Source organism: Citrobacter sp. Cpo091 (assembly GCF_030332645.1).
Lineage (GTDB): Bacteria > Pseudomonadota > Gammaproteobacteria > Enterobacterales > Enterobacteriaceae > Citrobacter > Citrobacter portucalensis.
In genome coordinates this window covers 1170910-1189890 of sequence record NZ_JAOWHL010000028.1, presented here as the reverse complement: position 1 = coordinate 1189890, position 18981 = coordinate 1170910, and the positions used below count along the sequence as shown (strand labels likewise).

Genomic DNA, 18981 nt, shown 5'->3' with positions numbered 1-18981 from the left:
GATGACAACCCAGTATGGATTTTTTATTGATTCCAGCCGTTGCACCGGTTGCAAAACCTGCGAACTGGCGTGCAAAGATTTCAAAAATTTAACCCCTGAAGTCAGCTTCCGCCGCATTTATGAGTACGCCGGCGGTGACTGGCAGGAAGACAACGGCGTCTGGCATCAGAACGTCTTTGCCTATTACCTCTCCATTGCGTGTAACCACTGTGAAGACCCGGCCTGTACCAAAGTGTGTCCGAGCGGTGCGATGCACAAACGTGAAGATGGCTTTGTCGTTGTCGATGAAGATGTGTGCATCGGCTGCCGCTATTGCCACATGGCCTGTCCTTACGGCGCACCACAGTACAATGCTGACAAAGGGCACATGACCAAATGCGATGGCTGCCATGAGCGCGTCGCTGAAGGTAAGAAACCTATTTGCGTCGAGTCCTGTCCACTGCGTGCGCTGGATTTTGGCCCAATTGATGAACTGCGCAAAAAACACGGTACTTTGGCTGCGGTTGCGCCACTGCCGGGCGCGCACTTTACCAAACCGAGCATTGTCATCAAACCTAACGCCAATAGCCGCCCGACCGGGGATACCACAGGTTATCTGGCTAATCCGAAGGAGGTGTAAGATGGGAAGTGGATGGCATGAATGGCCGCTGATGATCTTCACGGTCTTCGGACAGTGTGTGGTTGGCGGTTTTATTGTTCTGGCGCTGGCGTTGATGAAAGGGGGCTTACGCCCAGAATCGCAGCAACGCGTAATTACCTGCATGTTTGGGCTGTGGGTATTAATGGGCATTGGTTTTATTGCTTCCATGCTCCACCTGGGCTCACCGATGCGCGCCTTTAACTCAATCAATCGCGTTGGGTCATCTGCGTTGAGTAACGAAATTGCCAGCGGCTCACTCTTCTTTGCCGTTGGCGGTATCGGCTGGCTGCTGGCTATGTTGAAGAAAATGTCGCCCGCATTACGCAATCTGTGGTTAGTTGTCACCATGGTGCTGGGTGTGGTTTTTGTCTGGATGATGGTGCGCGTGTATAACACCATCGATACCGTACCGACCTGGTACAGCGTCTGGACACCGCTGGGCTTCTTCCTGACGATGTTTATGGGCGGTCCGCTGCTGGGATATCTGTTACTGAGAATTGCTGGCGTGGATGGTTGGGCGATGCGCCTGCTGCCGGCTATATCAGTGCTTGCTCTGGTCGTGAGTGCCATCATGTCGGTAATGCAGGGGACTGAACTGGCGACAATCCACAGTTCGATTCAACAGGCCTCTGCGCTGGTTCCGGATTACGGTTCGCTGATGGCGTGGCGGATCGTGGCGTTGGCGTTAGCGCTGTGCTGCTGGATAGTACCGCAAGTGAAGGGTTACCAGCCTGCCGTTCCGTTGCTTTCCGTCGCGTTTATTCTGCTGTTAGTCGGCGAGCTGATTGGTCGTGGCGTGTTCTACGGGCTGCATATGACAGTCGGTATGGCGGTGGCGAGTTAATCCATAATATGCCGGATGGCGCCTTGTGCTTTAACAAGCCTACAATAACCGTAGGCCTTAAAGCTGCGCGCTATCCGGCTACATGTCAGGTCAGGGTTTTGCCCCAGTCTTTACTTCTGCTTAGTTAACGTGTCATAGCTGGTCATCAGATTGCGATAATCCGGAATGTGATTAGAGAACAACGTCGCCAGACCTTCGATATCGTTGCGCCAGTCGCGGTGCAGTTCGCATGCTACTCCGAACCATGTCATCAATTGAGCGCCTGCTTGAGACATCCGATCCCATGCTGAATGGCGGGTAATTTCATTAAACGTGCCTGAAGCATCGGTGACAACAAAGACGTCAAAACCTTCCTCAATAGCCGAGAGCGCTGGGAAAGCGACGCAAACCTCCGTCACGACACCAGCGATAATCAGCTGCTTTTTGCCGGTCGCTTTTACTGCTTTCACGAAATCTTCGTTATCCCATGCGTTAATGTTTCCTGGGCGAGCAATGTAGGGCGCATCCGGAAATTGAGCTTTCAGTTCCGGTACCAGCGGTCCGTTTGGTCCTGTCTCAAAACTGGTTGTCAGAATGGTTGGGAGGTTGAAGTATTTTGCTAAGTCACCGAGCGCAAGCACGTTGTTTTTAAATTTATCGGGATCGATATCCCGAACCAGGGAGAGCAGGCCAGCCTGATGGTCGACCAGCAGTACTGCCGCATTGTCTTTATCAAGTCTTACGTAAGGTTTAGTCATGGTATTTCTCCTGTTCAGTATCAGTGGGGGAAATTTGATGAGTTTAAGTCTACGAAAAGAACGATATTTGGATTAGATAGATAAATAAGAACTCACTGTTCTATTTTGAAGACAATGCAGCTCAGCATCCCGCATAGAGTTTAGTAAGAAATAAAAGTAAGGGGAGTCCATGAAATTTTTCGACTGAACGTAACGCGAGATTTTTGTTTTAGATCAATAAAAACAAGTAGATGTGATTTTGTGTTTTTTATCTATTCACATTAAGAATCAGTAATGCAAATCGATCGACCAGAAAGCGCCTCAGCCCTCTGATTCCGCCGATTGACAATGTTTTTAGCAGTGGCATGATGCGCATGAAATTTGAACTTCCTCACGGTTTTTATTCATGTCCACCTATACCCGTCCCGTCATGCTATTGCTGTGCGGGCTACTTCTGTTGACCCTGGCGATCGCCGTGTTAAACACGCTCGTCCCGCTTTGGCTCGCCCATGAAAATCTACCTACCTGGCAGGTAGGCGTGGTGAGCTCGTCTTACTTTACCGGTAATCTGGTAGGGACGTTGCTGACAGGGTATTTAATAAAACACCTTGGTTTTAACCGCAGCTATTACATCGCCTCGCTTATTTTTGCCGCGGGCTGTGTCGGGCTGGGGATTATGGTGGGATTCTGGAGCTGGATGACATGGCGTTTTATCGCCGGTGTTGGCTGCGCCATGATCTGGGTGGTCGTGGAAAGCGCGCTGATGTGCAGCGGGACGTCCCGTAATCGCGGACGGTTACTTGCCGCCTATATGATGATCTATTATGTGGGAACGTTTTTAGGCCAATTGCTGGTTAGTAAAGTATCAACAGAATTGATGAACGTCCTGCCGTGGGTGACGGGTACTATCCTGGCGGGTGTTTTGCCACTGCTCTTTACGCGCATTGCTAATCAGCAGGGCGATGAACAGCAGTCTACGCCTATTGTCTCCATGCTGAGGTTGCGTCAGGCACGCCTGGGCGTTAATGGCTGCATTATTTCCGGGATCGTGCTGGGGTCTTTGTATGGCCTGATGCCGCTGTATCTCAACCATCAGGGGGTGAGCAACGCCAGCATTGGTTTCTGGATGGCGGTTCTGGTAAGTGCCGGTATTCTGGGGCAATGGCCGATTGGCCGTCTGGCGGATAAGCTGGGACGTCTGCTGGTTTTACGAGTCCAGGTCTTCGTGGTGATCGTCGGGAGTATCGCCATGCTGAATCAGGCGGCGATGGCGCCCGCGTTGTTTATGTTGGGTGCGGCAGGCTTTACCCTCTATCCGGTCGCGATGGCCTGGGCCTGTGAAAAGGTGGAACATCATCAGCTGGTCGCCATGAATCAGGCATTGTTATTGAGCTATACCGTGGGTAGCCTGCTGGGACCTTCGTTTACTGCGATGCTGATGCAGAATTATTCAGACAGCTTGCTGTTTATCATGATCGCCAGCGTATCGTTTATTTATTTACTGATGCTGTTGCGTAAGACGGGCCATACGCCCAATTCTATTGCGCACATTTGACCTGATTTAACAGAATATGAACAGGTTCCCATACATACTGTTTATGTATGCTTTATGGGAACCTGCATTATTTAATCGCACATGTCTGTCCTGAAAATAAAGTGTGCAGAAGGTTATAGTTTTACATCCTTCCGTTTCCGCTCGCTCATTTTACCGCGCATAATCCCACGCCTCATATATTGATAATCAAAAAGCTTCCACAAAGGATTGCATATGGCTGGTGTGCAGGAAAAACAATTGCGATGGTACAACATTGCATTGATGTCATTTATTACCGTCTGGGGTTTTGGTAACGTCGTTAACAACTATGCTAATCAGGGATTGGTTGTTGTTTCCTCCTGGATATTTATTTTCGCGCTCTATTTTATTCCTTATGCGTTGATCGTCGGGCAGCTTGGCTCAACCTTTAAAGAGGGTAAAGGCGGAGTCAGTACCTGGATTAAACATACCATGGGGCCAGGGTTGGCCTATCTTGCTGCCTGGACCTATTGGGTTGTTCATATACCTTATCTGGCGCAAAAACCGCAGGCTATTCTGATTGCGCTGGGATGGGCGCTGAAGGGCGATGGTTCGTTGATTAAAGAGTACACCGTCGTGGCGTTGCAGGGGCTGACGCTGGCGCTGTTTGTCTTTTTCATGTGGGTTGCGTCCCGTGGCATGAAGTCACTGAAAATTGTTGGGTCAGTTGCTGGCATCGCGATGTTTGTGATGTCCATTTTGTATGTCGTGATGGCGGTAACCGCACCTGCAATTACGGATGTGCAAATAGCGACAACCAATATCACCTGGGAATCGTTTATCCCACACATCGATTTTACCTACATTACCACGATCTCCATGCTGGTCTTTGCCGTGGGCGGTGCGGAGAAAATTTCGCCATATGTTAATCAGACACGTAATCCGGGCAAAGAATTTCCAAAAGGGATGCTCGTTCTGGCTGTTATGGTAGCGGTATGCGCGATTCTCGGGTCGCTGGCTATGGGAATGATGTTTGACTCCCGGCATATTCCAGATGACCTGATGACGAATGGTCAATATTACGCCTTCCAGAAATTGGGTGAGTATTATGGTATGGGTAATTCGCTGATGGTTATTTACGCGATTGCCAATACGCTGGGACAGATTGCGGCATTGGTATTTTCTATTGATGCACCGCTTAAAGTTCTGCTGGGTGATGCTGATCGTAAATATATTCCCGAGAGCCTGTGTAAAACCAATGCTTCCGGTACGCCGGTAAATGGTTATATTCTGACGCTGGTGCTGGTGGCGATTTTGATTATGTTGCCAACGCTGGGAATTGGCGACATGAACAACCTGTATAAATGGCTATTGAATCTTAACTCTGTCGTGATGCCATTGCGTTATTTATGGGTGTTTGTGGCGTTCATTGCCGTTATTCGCCTGGCGCAAAAATATAAATCGGAATATGTCTTTATTCGCAACCGCTCGCTTGCGATGAGCGTGGGGATCTGGTGCTTTGCCTTTACCGCATTTGCCTGTCTGACCGGGATCTTCCCGAAAATGGAAGCCTTTACCCCTGAGTGGACATTCCAGCTCACGCTGAATATCGTGACGCCATTTGTGCTGGTTGGACTGGGATTGATTTTCCCGCTACTGGCGAGAAGAGGACGCTAAAGACAAGTGTGGCAGAAGAGCAGGAGATAGTGATGCTATCTCCTGCTTTGCCTCTCAAAACAACGGGGACAGTTCTTTTGGGATGGCATACTGTTTGCCATCATAACGCAGTACCCAACTGGCTTTCCCCGGTTTATCCTTTGATGCGCACTGCTCGTTGGCGTCTGTATAGGCCGTTGATTCCACGTTTTTCTCGTTTACCCGAATATCGATGTACCCATTATGTGAATCAGGCGCAAGGGCAAGGGTGCGTTTAATATCGTGGAATGTTCCCACACAGTTCCCGTCCCATTCACCGGTGCTATTCTCAAGTACGATTGCGTTTAATACCGCCCGTAGTTGATTATTTTCAATAACAAACAGCGATAGCGCATCTTCACTAAAAGGATTTACACGGGAACTGCCGGTGCGGGCGACTCGTAAGCCAAATGCGGTCTGATCTGGGGTAACTTTCCAGCGCGCAGTATCCAGCGCCAGACCGGTAATTTGAATGGCATCGTCATTCATACGTTCGGGCAGGTGTAGCCGTTGTTTTACGTCGAGGCTTGTGGAATCCAGTACCAGAAGCTCCAGATCGCCAATGCGATCGTAATCGCTATATTGTTGTGCCATCAGCGGAATCGCCGCTAGGGTCAGTTCCGGGTGTGCTGGCCAGACACGGCAAATTGCGCTTTGCGGTGAGTTACCTGTGATATCGATAACCTGATTATGTTGTGTGAGTAGCTTGCCTTCCGCTGTCGGTTTTGCATCCGGCCACGCATGTTGCACAATGGCGTTGATATCACAGTTGCTGGCGGCATTTACGTATTGGACAGATAACAGCAACATGCCAGAAATGAATAACCGCATGGCGTCCTTTCCTTTAATTCGAGTGGTTGTCGCTTAGATAGCAAAACGGCTGCCGTTCAGGGCAGCCGTTTCGTGGTGGCTAAAACTCAATACATCACTTTATGTCCATATTGCTCGAGAATGCCCTTCACGCGCTCCATGGTCTCTTTCTTCGGTGGTTTGACGCCATCCAGTTTGTACTCTTCGCCCATTGCTACCCATTTGTGTTTGCCAAGCTCGTGGTAAGGCAGCAGCTCGATTTTTTCAACGTTACCCATATCGCGAGTAAATTCTCCGAGGCGGTGTGCGGAGTCATCGTCATCAGACCAGCCAGGTACGACAACATAGCGGATCCACACTTTGATGTCTTTGTTTGACAGGTAACGCGCGAACTCCAGCGTACGATGGTTAGATACGCCGACCAGATTCTGATGGATTTCATCGTTCATCTGTTTGAGATCGAGCATGACCAGGTCGGTGACTTCCAGCAGCTCATCGATCACCGGATCGTAGCGGCGAACAAAACCGTTGGTATCCAGACAGGTATGAATACCTTCTTTTTTACAAGCGCGGAACCAGTCACGTACGAATTCAGCTTGCAGGATAGCTTCGCCGCCAGACGCCGTCACGCCGCCGCCGGATGCGTTCATAAAGTGGCGATAGGTCACCACCTCTTTCATTAATTCGTCGACGGTGACTTCTTTACCGCCGTGTGTATCCCACGTGTCACGGTTATGGCAATACAGGCAGCGCATCAGGCAGCCCTGAAAGAAGGTAATAAAGCGGATGCCCGGGCCATCAACAGTGCCACAGGATTCAAAGGAGTGAATGCGACCAATAACTGACATTGCGGTGTTTCTCCAGGTGTGGCCCATCCGGGGCCAGTGTTAGTGCACAGTTATTAACTGTGTCGAGTCTGTTTTGGCTGCTATCCATACTTTTCGTCTTTCAAGCTGCATCTTTGTTAGCTTCCTTCGCTCACCCCAGTCACGTACTTCTGTATGCTCCAGGGGATTCACTCCGTTGCCGCCTCAATGCAACTCGAAATCCATCGAGTATATAAGTATAGATAGCTGACAAAGCAGGCTATTAAAAAGGCCCCACTTACGTGGAGCCTTTATTGTACGCTTTTTAAAGTACGATTTCAGTCAAAACCAATTACATGGTCTGAGTGAAGGTACGAGTAATAACGTCCTGCTGCTGTTCTTTAGTCAGGGAGTTAAAACGTACTGCGTAGCCAGAAACGCGGATGGTCAGCTGCGGATATTTTTCCGGATGTTCCATCGCATCCAGTAGCATTTCGCGGTTCATGACGTTCACGTTCAGGTGCTGACCACCTTCGATGGACGCTTCGTGGTGGAAGTAACCATCCATCAGACCAGCCAGGTTGGTCTTACGAACTTCGTCGTCTTTACCCAGTGCGTTCGGAACGATAGAGAAGGTGTAAGAAATACCATCTTTAGCGTAAGCAAACGGCAGTTTAGCAACGGAGGTCAGAGAGGCAACAGCACCTTTCTGGTCACGACCGTGCATTGGGTTAGCACCCGGTCCGAACGGCGCGCCAGCACGACGACCATCTGGGGTGTTACCAGTTTTCTTACCATAAACCACGTTAGAGGTGATGGTCAGAACAGACTGAGTCGGGATAGCGTTACGATAAGTAGTCAGTTTCTGAATTTTCTTCATGAAACGTTCTACCAGGTCAACCGCCATGTCATCAACGCGAGAGTCGTTGTTACCAAACTGCGGGTATTCGCCTTCGATTTCGAAGTCGATAGCCAGACCGTCTTCGTCACGAATCGGTTTAACTTTCGCATATTTGATTGCAGACAGGGAGTCAGCAGCAACGGACAGACCAGCGATACCACACGCCATGGTGCGGATAACGTCACGGTCGTGCAGCGCCATCAGAGAGGCTTCGTAGCTGTACTTGTCGTGCATGTAGTGGATAACGTTCAGCGCGGTGACGTACTGTTTAGCCAGCCAATCCATGAAGTGATCCATGCGATCCATAACTTCGTCGAAGTTCAGAACGTCGCCTTTGATCGGTTCAGATTTAGGACCAACCTGCATTTTCAGTTTTTCATCAACGCCACCGTTGATTGCGTACAGCATGGTTTTCGCCAGGTTTGCACGCGCACCGAAGAACTGCATTTGTTTACCAACAACCATCGGGCTTACGCAGCAAGCGATAGCGTAGTCGTCGTTGTTGAAGTCCGGACGCATCAGGTCATCGTTCTCGTACTGCAGAGAAGAGGTGTCGATGGACACTTTAGCGGCGAATTTCTTGAAGTTCAGAGGCAGTTTTTCAGACCACAGAACAGTGATGTTCGGCTCCGGAGAAGGACCCATGGTGTACAGGGTGTTCAGGAAGCGGAAGCTGTTTTTGGTAACCAGAGTACGGCCATCAACGCCCATACCACCGATTGATTCAGTTGCCCAAATCGGGTCACCGGAGAACAGTTCATCATATTCAGGAGTACGCAGGAAACGAACCATACGCAGTTTCATGACCAGGTGGTCGATCATTTCCTGTGCGTCTTGCTCGGTGATTTTGCCTGCTTTCAGGTCACGTTCGATGTAAGCATCCAGGAAGGTGGATACGCGACCGAAGGACATTGCTGCACCGTTCTGAGATTTAACTGCGGCCAGGTAGCCGAAGTAAGTCCACTGGATAGCTTCCTGAGCGTTGGTAGCCGGACCAGAGATATCGCAGCCATATTTAGCAGCCATTTCTTTGATCTGACCCAGAGCGCGGTGCTGTTCAGCGATTTCTTCACGCAGACGGATAGTTGCTTCCAGGTTTACGCCGTTTTCCAGATCGGACTGCAGAGAGACGAACTGAGCGTATTTGTCTTTCATCAGGTAGTCGATACCGTACAGCGCAACGCGACGGTAGTCACCGATGATACGGCCACGGCCATACGCATCTGGCAGACCAGTCAGAACACCGGATTTACGGCAGTTCAGAATGTCTTTGGTGTAAACATCGAATACGCCCTGGTTGTGGGTTTTGCGGTATTCGGTGAAGATTTTTTTCAGCATCGGGTCCAGTTCGCGATTGTACGCTTTGCAGGAACCTTCAACCATTTTGATGCCGCCAAACGGAATGATCGCACGTTTCAGCGGAGCTTCAGTCTGCAGACCAACAATCTTCTCGAGCGCTTTGTTGATGTAGCCAGCGTCGTGAGAAGTGATGGTAGAAGCAACGGAGGTGTCAAAGTCAACAGGCGCGTGAGTGCGGTTTTCCTGTTTAACGCCTTCCATCACGCTGTCCCACAGTGCAGTGGTCGCATCAGTTGCGCCAGCCAGGAAGGACTCGTCACCCTCATACGGAGTGTAGTTTTTCTGAATGAAGTCACGTACGTTTACTTCATTCTGCCAATCACCTTTGGTAAAACCTTCCCAGGCTGTGGCTAACTTTTCATTAAGCTCGGACATGTAACACCTACCTTCTTAAGTGGATTTTTTATTTACTGCGTGTAATGGGCATCAACAGATTAATGATGATCGTTACCACGCAGATAAATGACCCAGTATGTCAACCCGACCAACAAACCGCCGCCGATAATGTTACCGATCGTAACCGGAATCAGGTTATCGGTGATGAAATTCATCACGGTCAGGTGAGAAAAATTCTCCGGAGAAGACCCAACTGCGGTCCAGAATTCCGGGGTGGCGAAATCGCGTATTACAATACCCATAGGGATCATAAACATGTTTGCGATACTGTGCTCAAAACCGCTGGCAACAAACATTGCGACCGGTAATACCATGATAAACGCTTTGTCCATCAGGCTGCGGCCCGAGTAGCTCATCCATACGGCCAGACACACCATCAGGTTAGCCAGGATACCAAGGCTCACTGCCTCAACAAAAGTATGGTGCACTTTGTGGTCGGCTGTTTGCAGAACGTTGAGCCCCCATGCGCCGTTGGCGGTCATATACTCGCCAGAAAGCCACATGAGTAACACAAAGATCAGGGCGCCAATCAGGTTGCCGACATAAACGTTAAGCCAGTTTTTCGCTAACTGACCCCAGGTAATACGACCACTGGCTTTAGCAACGACGATCAGTACGGTTGAAGTGAAGAGGTCTGCACCGCAGACAACACAAAGGATCAGCCCCAAGGAAAAGCAGATACCACCTACTAATTTCGCCATGCCGAAAGGCATAGTACCAGTGCCGGTTGTGGCGGTGATATAGAAAACAAAGGCAATTGAAATGAATACACCGGCAGTAATTGCCAGATAGAACGTCTTAAGCGGATGTTTCGTTGCTTTATAGACGCCTGCTTCTTCGGCAACTTTGGCCATTGCAGCAGGTAGAATAAGATCAAAAGGGTTGTCAGCTTTCACACTAACTCTCTCTTTATTAAGTCGGCGACGAGATACTAACAAAGCATTATAGATGAGAATTTGATATAGATCATATCTCGCCTGGCTTATAGGCCCGTAAGACGCATGGTTTTTATGCAATTACGGTGTAACATGTTGATTATCCATATAAAAATAAATTTTAAAAATTATAAAGTGAGTTGAATTTTTTCTTTCAGCCTCCTATGGGACGGTTAATTAAAATGGAGTAATTGAGATAAAAAACCACATTAATAAGCTAATTTTTTTAATATCAACTACTAATATTTAACCTTGCTTTTACATTTATTTTTTGGTTTGACCAAAATAAAAAACGGGGCGCTTTAAGCGCCCCGTAATATAGCTCAGACAATACATTTAGCCTACTCGAGGCAAGTTGTTTGTCACTATTTTGACCAGTGTGCCGCTTTCGCGCGTTGCAATTTCTCATAGGCTTTCAGCAGAGACTGATGTGCCGGGAATGCGTGCAGATCGCTGTCTACTGGCTGAAGTCCATAAAACGGCGCTTCACCACTCAGTGCCGCACTTGCCGCTTCAACTGCCTCAGCGCCGTACATGCGGACGAATGCGTTCAGATACTGCAGCGGCTGACGGTCTTCTTCCTGAGACAGTAGCAACAATGTTTGTAGGCAGCGATAGTAGTTTGCACGTTCCGCGCTAAAGACGGAGGCGTTAAATTCCATCGTCCATTCGGTCCACACCAGGGCCTGCTCCAGATCGCCACCGGCCAGCGCCAGCATAACTTTAAGCTCGCCAATACGCAGGGTGTACCAACCGTTATCCGCACCGGTCGCCAGACCGAGTAGCTCGCGCACGCGGGTGAAGTCGTCAAAACCTTCTTCATCCAACTGTTCAATCAGATTGAGGTAGTCTTCTTTATCCCACTCACTGCCTGGCAGAGAGAGAATGGTGTCACGCAGATGGGTGCCCATAGCGTTGTTGGCTAACCACAGATCTTCTGCCGGATAGATGTCAGACATTCCCGGAACAATAATGCGGCACGCGTAAACGCCCAGGTGCTCATAGTCAGCGATATACACTTCTTTATCTTCAGCATTGAAGATGGCCATCAGGGTGGCGAACTCTTCTTCCGTGGTGCCGGAGAAATTCCAGTCAACGAACGGATAGTCGGCATCCTGCTTGAACAGATCCCAGGAGATCAGACCGCTGGAATCGATGAAGTGAGTTTCAAGGTTGGTATGTTCTGCCACTTCCTCATCGTCGAAGGTCGGTGGGGTGAAGACATCAAGATCCTTCAGACCACGGCCCTGCAGCAGTTCAGTCACGGTACGCTCCAGCGCAACGCCGAAATCCGGGTGTGCGCCGAAGGAGGCAAAGCAGGTACCGTTGGCCGGGTTGAACAGGACAACGCAAATCACCGGATACTTGCCGCCCAGCGAGCCATCGTAGGCAAAAATTGGGAAACCTTCCGCTTCCAGTGTGGCGATGGACTCCACCACTGCCGGATAGCGCGCCATCACCTCGGCCGGGATTTCCGGCAGGCTGATGCTTTCGGCGATAATACGGTTCTTCACATGGCGCTCAAAGACTTCAGACAGGCCCTGAACGCGAGCTTCGTTAGGTGTGTTACCCGCAGACATGCCGTTAGAAACATACAGGTTGCCGATAATATTCATCGGAATGTAGACGGTCTGGTTATCAGACTGGCGGGTAAACGGCAGGCCACAGACGCCACGCTCTTCATTACCAGACTGTAGATCGATAAGCATGCTGCCGGCCAGTTCGTTATCTGGATCGTAAAACGCACGCAGACGTGCATCCAGTAAACCTTCTGGAACATCGTCGTCTTCAGTCAGCGGGAACCATTTTTCGTTCGGATAATGCACGAACGGGCCATTGGCGATAGTTTCGCCCAGCCAGAAATCTGCAAAGAAGTAGTTAGTCGACAGACGCTCAAAGTATTCACCCAGCGCAGAAGCCAGCGCCGCTTTTTTTGTCGCACCTTTACCGTTGGTGAAGCACAGCGCGCATTCTTTGTCGCGAATATGTACAGACCAGACGTTAGGGACGGGATTCAACCACGAAGCTTCTTCAATTTGAAAACCAAGGTCGAGTAATTTTTGCTGGAAGCGAGCGATGGAGTCTTCCAGAGCGGCATCTTTGCCGGGAATAAATGTTTGCGTCATGAAAATCACTTTTGTCGTACGGAAAGCGCGCAATGATACGGGTTTTCAATGAACGGCGCTATCGCCGCCGGAGCCCATGCGTAAATAAAAGCATTGGCTATGCTTTCTTACAGCCAATCACGTTTAGAGCATATTAATGAAAGCTTTCGATTTACACCGTATGGCGCTTGATAAGGTGCCCATGGATTTTCTGGGGGAAGTTGCGCTACGCAGCCTTTACACCTTTATATTGGTTTTTCTGTTTTTAAAAATCACCGGACGTCGTGGCGTACGCCAGATGTCGCTTTTTGAAGTCCTTATCATCCTTACGCTGGGTTCCGCCGCGGGAGACGTGGCGTTTTATGACGATGTTCCGATGCTGCCGGTGCTGGTGGTCTTTATTACTCTTGCTGTGCTGTATCGGCTGGTAATGTGGCTAATGGCGCATAGTGAAAAAATGGAGGACCTTCTGGAGGGCAAACCCGTCGTGATCATTGAAGACGGCGAGCTGGCATGGTCAAAGCTCAATAGCGCCAATATGACGGAATTTGAATTCTTTATGGAACTGCGTTTGAACGGCGTGGAGCAATTGGGACAAGTGAAACTGGCTATTCTGGAGACGAATGGGCAAATCAGCGTCTACTTCTTTGCCGATGAAGACGTAAAGCCGGGGCTCAGTATTTTGCCTAAACGTTGTACGCAACGATTTAAAGTAATGCCTGAAGCAGGGGACTATGCCTGCATACGTTGTAGCGAAGTGGTGCAAATGAAGGCCGGAGATCATCAATTATGTCCGCGCTGTGCAAATCCAGAATGGTCGAAGGCCAGCCGGGCAAAACGGGTTACCTGACAGCAAAAATCTCGGTTTTTACCCGTCAATCCGATAGATTCTGTTGTGTGACCGATGACACATTTTTACCCTTGCCAGTTTTACCCATTGCGGCGCGTGTCACTGAATGATAAAACCGATATCCACAGGAATAACTTATACCAATGTCTGTCACCGGATTATCGTCAATGACAGGATGTTGATTGGACAACAACACAACGTGGTGAGGGGAAATGGCTCAGGTCTTCAATTTTAGTTCAGGTCCGGCAATGTTACCGGCAGAAGTACTTAAACTGGCTCAACAGGATCTTTGTGACTGGAACGGTCTTGGCACGTCAGTGATGGAAATTAGCCACCGTGGCAAAGAATTCATCCAGGTCGCAGAGGAAGCGGAGCAGGATTTTCGCGATCTTCTCAGCATCCCCTCCAACTATAAAGTGTTGTTCTGCCATGGCGGTGGTCGCGGGCAGTTCGCGGGTATCCCGTTAAATATTCTGGGCGATAAAACCACCGCGGATTACGTCGATGCCGGTTATTGGGCCGCCAGCGCAATTAAAGAAGCGAAAAAATACTGCACGCCAAACGTTATTGATGCCAAAGTCACCGTGGACGGCCTGCGTGCTGTTAAGCCGATGAGTGAATGGCAACTTTCTGATAACGCGGCATACCTGCACTATTGCCCGAACGAAACCATCGATGGCATTGCGATCGATGAAACGCCGAATTTTGCCAGCAACGTTGTGGTCACGGCGGATCTGTCCTCTACCATTCTTTCCGCACCGCTTGACGTTAGTCGTTATGGCGTAATTTATGCCGGGGCACAGAAAAATATCGGCCCGGCCGGTCTGACGATTGTCATCGTCCGTGAAGATTTGCTGGGTAAAGCTCATGTCTCATGCCCGTCAATCCTCGACTATACCGTGCTGAATGACAACGATTCCATGTTCAATACGCCGCCAACCTTTGCCTGGTATCTGTCTGGCCTGGTCTTTAAATGGCTGAAAAAGCAGGGCGGTGTTAATGCGATGGATAAAATTAACCAGCAAAAAGCGGAATTGCTCTACGGCGTAATCGATAACAGCGATTTCTACCGTAACGATGTAGCGAAATCCAACCGTTCACGCATGAACGTACCGTTCCAGTTGGCTGACAGCGCATTGGATAAACTGTTCCTGGAAGAGTCTTTTGCTGCGGGCCTGCACGCGCTGAAAGGGCATCGTGTAGTCGGCGGTATGCGTGCGTCCATCTACAATGCCATGCCGCTTGAAGGTGTTAAAGCACTGACCGATTTCATGGTCGATTTCGAACGCCGCCGCGGCTAATCTGCTGTACTTTTCATCCCCACAGCCCGTCTGTGGGGTTTTTATGTCTGTTTTTGAGAGTCGAGTTTCATGGAATCCCTGACGTTACAACCCATTGCGCGGGTGGATGGCACCATCAATCTGCCTGGATCCAAAAGTGTTTCTAACCGCGCTTTGCTGCTGGCTGCATTAGCCAATGGCACCACTGTCCTGACCAATCTGCTGGACAGCGATGATGTTCGCCATATGCTCAATGCTCTGAATGCGTTAGGGATTAGCTATACCCTTTCTGCCGATCGTACCCGCTGCGAGATAATTGGCAATGGCGGTGCGTTGCACGCAGAAGGTGCAGTTGAGCTGTTCCTTGGCAACGCCGGAACCGCAATGCGCCCGCTGGCCGCAGCGTTATGTCTGGGCAGCAATGACATCGTGCTGACGGGCGAACCGCGCATGAAAGAGCGCCCGATTGGCCATCTGGTTGATGCGCTGCGCCAGGGCGGAGCCAAAATTGACTATCTGGAGCAGGAAAACTATCCACCTTTACGTCTGCGCGGTGGCTTTACCGGAGGCCAGGTTGAGGTAGACGGTAGCGTTTCCAGCCAGTTCCTCACTGCGTTGCTGATGACTGCGCCGCTGGCGCCGCAGGATACGACGATCGCAATTAAAGGTGACCTGGTATCCAAACCTTACATTGATATCACACTGAACCTGATGAAAACGTTTGGTGTTGAAATTGAAAATCAAAACTACCAGCGCTTTGTCGTGAAGGGGCAGCAGCAGTATCAGTCACCGGGTGCATACCTGGTTGAAGGTGATGCTTCTTCCGCTTCCTATTTCCTTGCGGCGGGTGCTATTAAAGGCGGTACGGTAAAAGTTACCGGGATTGGCCGCAACAGCATGCAGGGTGATATTCGTTTTGCCGATGTACTGGAGAAAATGGGTGCAACCATTACATGGGGCGACGATTTTATTGCCTGTACTCACGGCGAGTTGAACGCAGTGGATATGGATATGAACCATATTCCTGATGCGGCGATGACCATTGCAACGGCGGCGCTGTTCGCTAAAGGCACCACGACATTACGTAATATCTACAACTGGCGCGTCAAAGAGACCGATCGTCTGTTCGCGATGGCGACGGAGTTACGCAAAGTGGGCGCGGAAGTGGAAGAGGGGCATGACTTTATCCGCATCACCCCGCCTGCAACATTGCAATTTGCGGACATCGCGACCTACAACGATCACCGCATGGCGATGTGTTTCTCGCTGGTGGCGCTGTCTGACACGCCGGTGACCATTCTTGACCCAAAATGTACCGCCAAAACCTTCCCGGATTATTTCGAACAGTTGGCTCGTATTAGTACATCTGCCTGATTTTATTGCCGCACTTTCGGGTGCGGCACATTCTGACATCTCCGATTGCCTATTTATTCTACACTCAGCTTCAATGATTCTGCATTTTTCACACAAAGATAACGATCGTTGGCGTTGGCGCGTATAATGCGCGGCGTTCACGTTAATGTACGCCCTTTTAAGGAGAAAAAGATGACGGCAATTGCCCCGGTTATTACCATTGATGGCCCAAGTGGTGCAGGTAAAGGCACCTTGTGCAAGGCAATGGCGGAAGCATTGCAGTGGCATCTGTTAGATTCAGGCGCGATCTACCGCGTACTGGCGCTCGCAGCGTTACATCACCATGTTGATGTCACATCTGAAGATGCTCTGGTACCGCTTGCCTCACACCTTGATGTGCGTTTTATCTCAACAGACGGCAACCTGGAAGTCATTCTTGAAGGTGAAGATGTCAGCGGTGAAATACGTACTCAGGAAGTAGCGAATGCCGCCTCTCAGGTTGCGGCGTTTCCCCGCGTGCGTGAAGCGTTATTACGTCGTCAACGCGCATTTCGCGAATCCCCAGGTCTGATTGCTGATGGACGTGATATGGGCACCGTGGTGTTTCCGGATGCGCCGGTGAAAATTTTTCTGGACGCCTCCTCGCAAGAACGTGCGCATAGACGTATGCTACAGTTGCAGGAGAAGGGCTTTAGTGTTAACTTTGAACGCCTTTTGGCCGAGATCGAAGAACGCGATTATCGCGATCGTAATCGTGCTGTAGCGCCGCTGGTTCCCGCTGCTGATGCTTTAGTTTTGGATTCAACCCGATTAAGCATTGAGCAAGTGATTGAAAAAGCGTTACAATACGCGCGCCAAAAACTGGCTCTCGCTTAAGTGCGACCGAATTTGCAGTACCCCCGTTGCAATGGATTGACAGCGGGTATGTTAAACAACCCCATCCGGCATGGAGCCAGGTGGACGTTAAATATGAAACCTGAAGATTAAACATGACTGAATCTTTTGCTCAACTGTTTGAAGAATCCTTAAAAGAAATCGAAACCCGTCCGGGTTCCATCGTTCGTGGTGTTGTTGTTGCTATCGACAAAGACGTAGTACTGGTTGACGCTGGTCTGAAATCTGAGTCCGCCATTCCGGCAGAGCAGTTCAAAAACGCCCAGGGCGAGCTGGAAATCCAGGTTGGTGACGAAGTTGACGTTGCTCTGGATGCAGTAGAAGACGGCTTCGGTGAAACCCTGCTGTCCCGTGAAAAAGCTAAACGTCACGAAGCTTGGATCACGCTGGAAAAAGCTTACGAAGAAGCTGCAACCGTTACTGGTGTTATCAATGGCAAAGTCAAGGGTGGCTTCACTGTTGAGCTGAATGGTATTCGCGCGTTCCTGCCGGGTTCCCTGGTAGACGTTCGTCCGGTCCGCGACACGCTGCACCTGGAAGGCAAAGAGCTTGAATTCAAAGTAATCAAGCTGGATCAGAAGCGTAACAACGTTGTTGTTTCCCGTCGTGCCGTTATCGAATCCGAAAACAGCGCAGAACGCGATCAGCTGCTGGAAAACCTGCAGGAAGGCATGGAAGTTAAAGGTATCGTTAAGAACCTCACTGACTACGGTGCATTCGTTGATCTGGGTGGCGTTGACGGCCTGCTGCACATCACCGACATGGCATGGAAACGCGTTAAGCATCCGAGCGAAATCGTAAACGTTGGCGACGAAATCACTGTTAAAGTGCTGAAGTTCGACCGCGAGCGTACTCGTGTATCTCTGGGCCTGAAACAGCTGGGCGAAGATCCATGGGTAGCTATCGCTAAGCGTTATCCGGAAGGTACCAAACTGACTGGTCGCGTGACCAACCTGACCGACTACGGCTGCTTCGTTGAAATCGAAGAAGGCGTTGAAGGCCTGGTTCACGTTTCCGAAATGGATTGGACCAACAAAAACATCCACCCGTCCAAAGTTGTTAACGTTGGCGATGTAGTGGAAGTTATGGTTCTGGATATCGACGAAGAACGTCGTCGTATCTCCCTGGGTCTGAAGCAGTGCAAAAACAACCCATGGCAGCAGTTCGCGGAAACCCACAACAAGGGTGACCGTGTTGAAGGTAAAATCAAGTCTATCACTGACTTCGGTATCTTCATCGGCCTGGACGGCGGCATCGACGGCCTGGTTCACCTGTCTGACATCTCCTGGAACGTTGCAGGCGAAGAAGCAGTTCGTGAATACAAAAAAGGCGACGAAATCGCAGCAGTTGTTCTGCAGGTTGACGCAGAGCGTGAGCGTATCTCTCTGGGCGTTAAACAGCTCGCAGAAGATCCGTTCAACAACTGGGTTGCACTGAACAAGAAAGGCGCAATCGTAAACGGTAAAGTCACTGCAGTTGACGCTAAAGGCGCAACCGTAGAACTGGCTGACGGCGTTGAAGGTTACCTGCGCGCTTCTGAAGCTTCACGTGACCGCGTTGAAGATGCAACTCTGGTTCTGAGCGTAGGCGACGACGTTGAAGCTAAATTCACCGGCGTTGATCGTAAGAACCGTGCAATCAGCCTGTCTGTTCGTGCTAAAGACGAAGCTGATGAGAAAGATGCAATCGCAACTGTTAACAAACAGGAAGATGCTAACTTCTCTAACAACGCAATGGCTGAAGCTTTCAAAGCAGCTAAAGGCGAGTAATATCGAGTGCTCTAAATCCTTTGTGCTGTTAACGGCACAAAGGGTGACGAGTAGCTTGACAGATTACAGGATTCGTCCTGTAATCAATGACAAAGGGCGGCTACGGCCGCCCTTA

The 18981-nt window shown here is 49.9% G+C and carries 15 protein-coding genes; 9 read left to right on the top strand and 6 right to left on the bottom strand.

The window, feature by feature from the left end; all coding sequences use genetic code 11:
* Position 1 precedes the first annotated feature (1 nt).
* Both dmsB and OGY04_RS09220 read left to right on the top strand, forming a co-directional pair.
* Entirely contained in the window at positions 2 to 619 is a 618-nt protein-coding gene (dmsB, locus tag OGY04_RS09225; protein ID WP_003831905.1) for a dimethylsulfoxide reductase iron-sulfur subunit DmsB, read from the top strand.
* Position 620: 1 nt separating this feature from the next.
* Complete coding sequence (locus OGY04_RS09220; RefSeq protein ID WP_286585148.1) at positions 621 to 1484, top strand: dimethyl sulfoxide reductase anchor subunit family protein; 864 nt, start codon at positions 621 to 623, stop codon at positions 1482 to 1484.
* Positions 1485 to 1594: 110 nt separating this feature from the next.
* Here the strand turns inward: OGY04_RS09220 and ycaC are convergent, their stop codons facing one another.
* Positions 1595 to 2221 (bottom strand): isochorismate family cysteine hydrolase YcaC, encoded by a 627-nt coding sequence (gene ycaC / locus OGY04_RS09215; RefSeq protein WP_003035746.1) that lies wholly within the window; start codon positions 2219 to 2221, stop codon positions 1595 to 1597.
* Positions 2222 to 2606: 385 nt separating this feature from the next.
* Here ycaC and OGY04_RS09210 point away from each other — a divergent pair, with 385 nt between their 5' ends.
* Both OGY04_RS09210 and OGY04_RS09205 read left to right on the top strand, forming a co-directional pair.
* A complete protein-coding gene (locus OGY04_RS09210; RefSeq protein ID WP_003831907.1) occupies positions 2607 to 3755 on the top strand; it encodes an MFS transporter in 1149 nt (382 codons plus the stop codon).
* Positions 3756 to 3968: 213 nt separating this feature from the next.
* On the top strand, positions 3969 to 5390 hold the full coding sequence (locus OGY04_RS09205) for an amino acid permease (protein WP_286585147.1): 1422 nt from the start codon (positions 3969 to 3971) through the stop codon (positions 5388 to 5390).
* Between the two features lie 54 nt (positions 5391 to 5444).
* Here the strand turns inward: OGY04_RS09205 and OGY04_RS09200 are convergent, their stop codons facing one another.
* From OGY04_RS09200 to ycaO, 5 genes are all read right to left on the bottom strand, one after another.
* The gene (locus OGY04_RS09200; RefSeq protein WP_286574429.1) at positions 5445 to 6239 is read right to left on the bottom strand and encodes a PA3715 family protein; all 795 of its coding nucleotides are present in this window, start codon (positions 6237 to 6239) and stop codon (positions 5445 to 5447) included.
* A gap of 86 nt (positions 6240 to 6325) precedes the next feature.
* Positions 6326 to 7066 carry a pyruvate formate lyase 1-activating protein gene (gene pflA, locus OGY04_RS09195; protein ID WP_003035751.1) on the bottom strand — a complete coding sequence of 247 codons (741 nt, stop codon included), beginning with the start codon at positions 7064 to 7066 and terminating at the stop codon, positions 6326 to 6328.
* A gap of 310 nt (positions 7067 to 7376) precedes the next feature.
* Positions 7377 to 9659, bottom strand: coding sequence for a formate C-acetyltransferase (pflB, locus tag OGY04_RS09190; protein ID WP_003035753.1), 2283 nt, complete (start codon positions 9657 to 9659; stop codon positions 7377 to 7379).
* Between the two features lie 59 nt (positions 9660 to 9718).
* Positions 9719 to 10576: a formate transporter FocA gene (focA, locus tag OGY04_RS09185; RefSeq protein ID WP_003831909.1), complete on the bottom strand. Its 858-nt coding sequence runs from the start codon at positions 10574 to 10576 to the stop codon at positions 9719 to 9721.
* A 404-nt stretch (positions 10577 to 10980) separates the two neighbouring features.
* The gene (ycaO, locus tag OGY04_RS09180; RefSeq protein WP_111465822.1) at positions 10981 to 12741 is read right to left on the bottom strand and encodes a 30S ribosomal protein S12 methylthiotransferase accessory factor YcaO; all 1761 of its coding nucleotides are present in this window, start codon (positions 12739 to 12741) and stop codon (positions 10981 to 10983) included.
* Positions 12742 to 12877: 136 nt separating this feature from the next.
* Here ycaO and OGY04_RS09175 point away from each other — a divergent pair, with 136 nt between their 5' ends.
* From OGY04_RS09175 to rpsA, 5 genes are all read left to right on the top strand, one after another.
* Positions 12878 to 13570, top strand: a complete 693-nt coding sequence (locus tag OGY04_RS09175) for a DUF421 domain-containing protein (RefSeq protein ID WP_286585146.1) — start codon at positions 12878 to 12880, stop codon at positions 13568 to 13570.
* Between the two features lie 212 nt (positions 13571 to 13782).
* Positions 13783 to 14871 (top strand): 3-phosphoserine/phosphohydroxythreonine transaminase, encoded by a 1089-nt coding sequence (serC, locus tag OGY04_RS09170; RefSeq protein ID WP_032942886.1) that lies wholly within the window; start codon positions 13783 to 13785, stop codon positions 14869 to 14871.
* Between the two features lie 69 nt (positions 14872 to 14940).
* Positions 14941 to 16224: a 3-phosphoshikimate 1-carboxyvinyltransferase gene (gene aroA / locus OGY04_RS09165; protein ID WP_060682472.1), complete on the top strand. Its 1284-nt coding sequence runs from the start codon at positions 14941 to 14943 to the stop codon at positions 16222 to 16224.
* A gap of 171 nt (positions 16225 to 16395) precedes the next feature.
* Complete coding sequence (cmk, locus tag OGY04_RS09160; protein WP_003831921.1) at positions 16396 to 17079, top strand: (d)CMP kinase; 684 nt, start codon at positions 16396 to 16398, stop codon at positions 17077 to 17079.
* 113 nt (positions 17080 to 17192) lie between these two features.
* Positions 17193 to 18866 carry a 30S ribosomal protein S1 gene (gene rpsA / locus OGY04_RS09155; RefSeq protein ID WP_003035776.1) on the top strand — a complete coding sequence of 558 codons (1674 nt, stop codon included), beginning with the start codon at positions 17193 to 17195 and terminating at the stop codon, positions 18864 to 18866.
* Positions 18867 to 18981 lie beyond the last annotated feature (115 nt).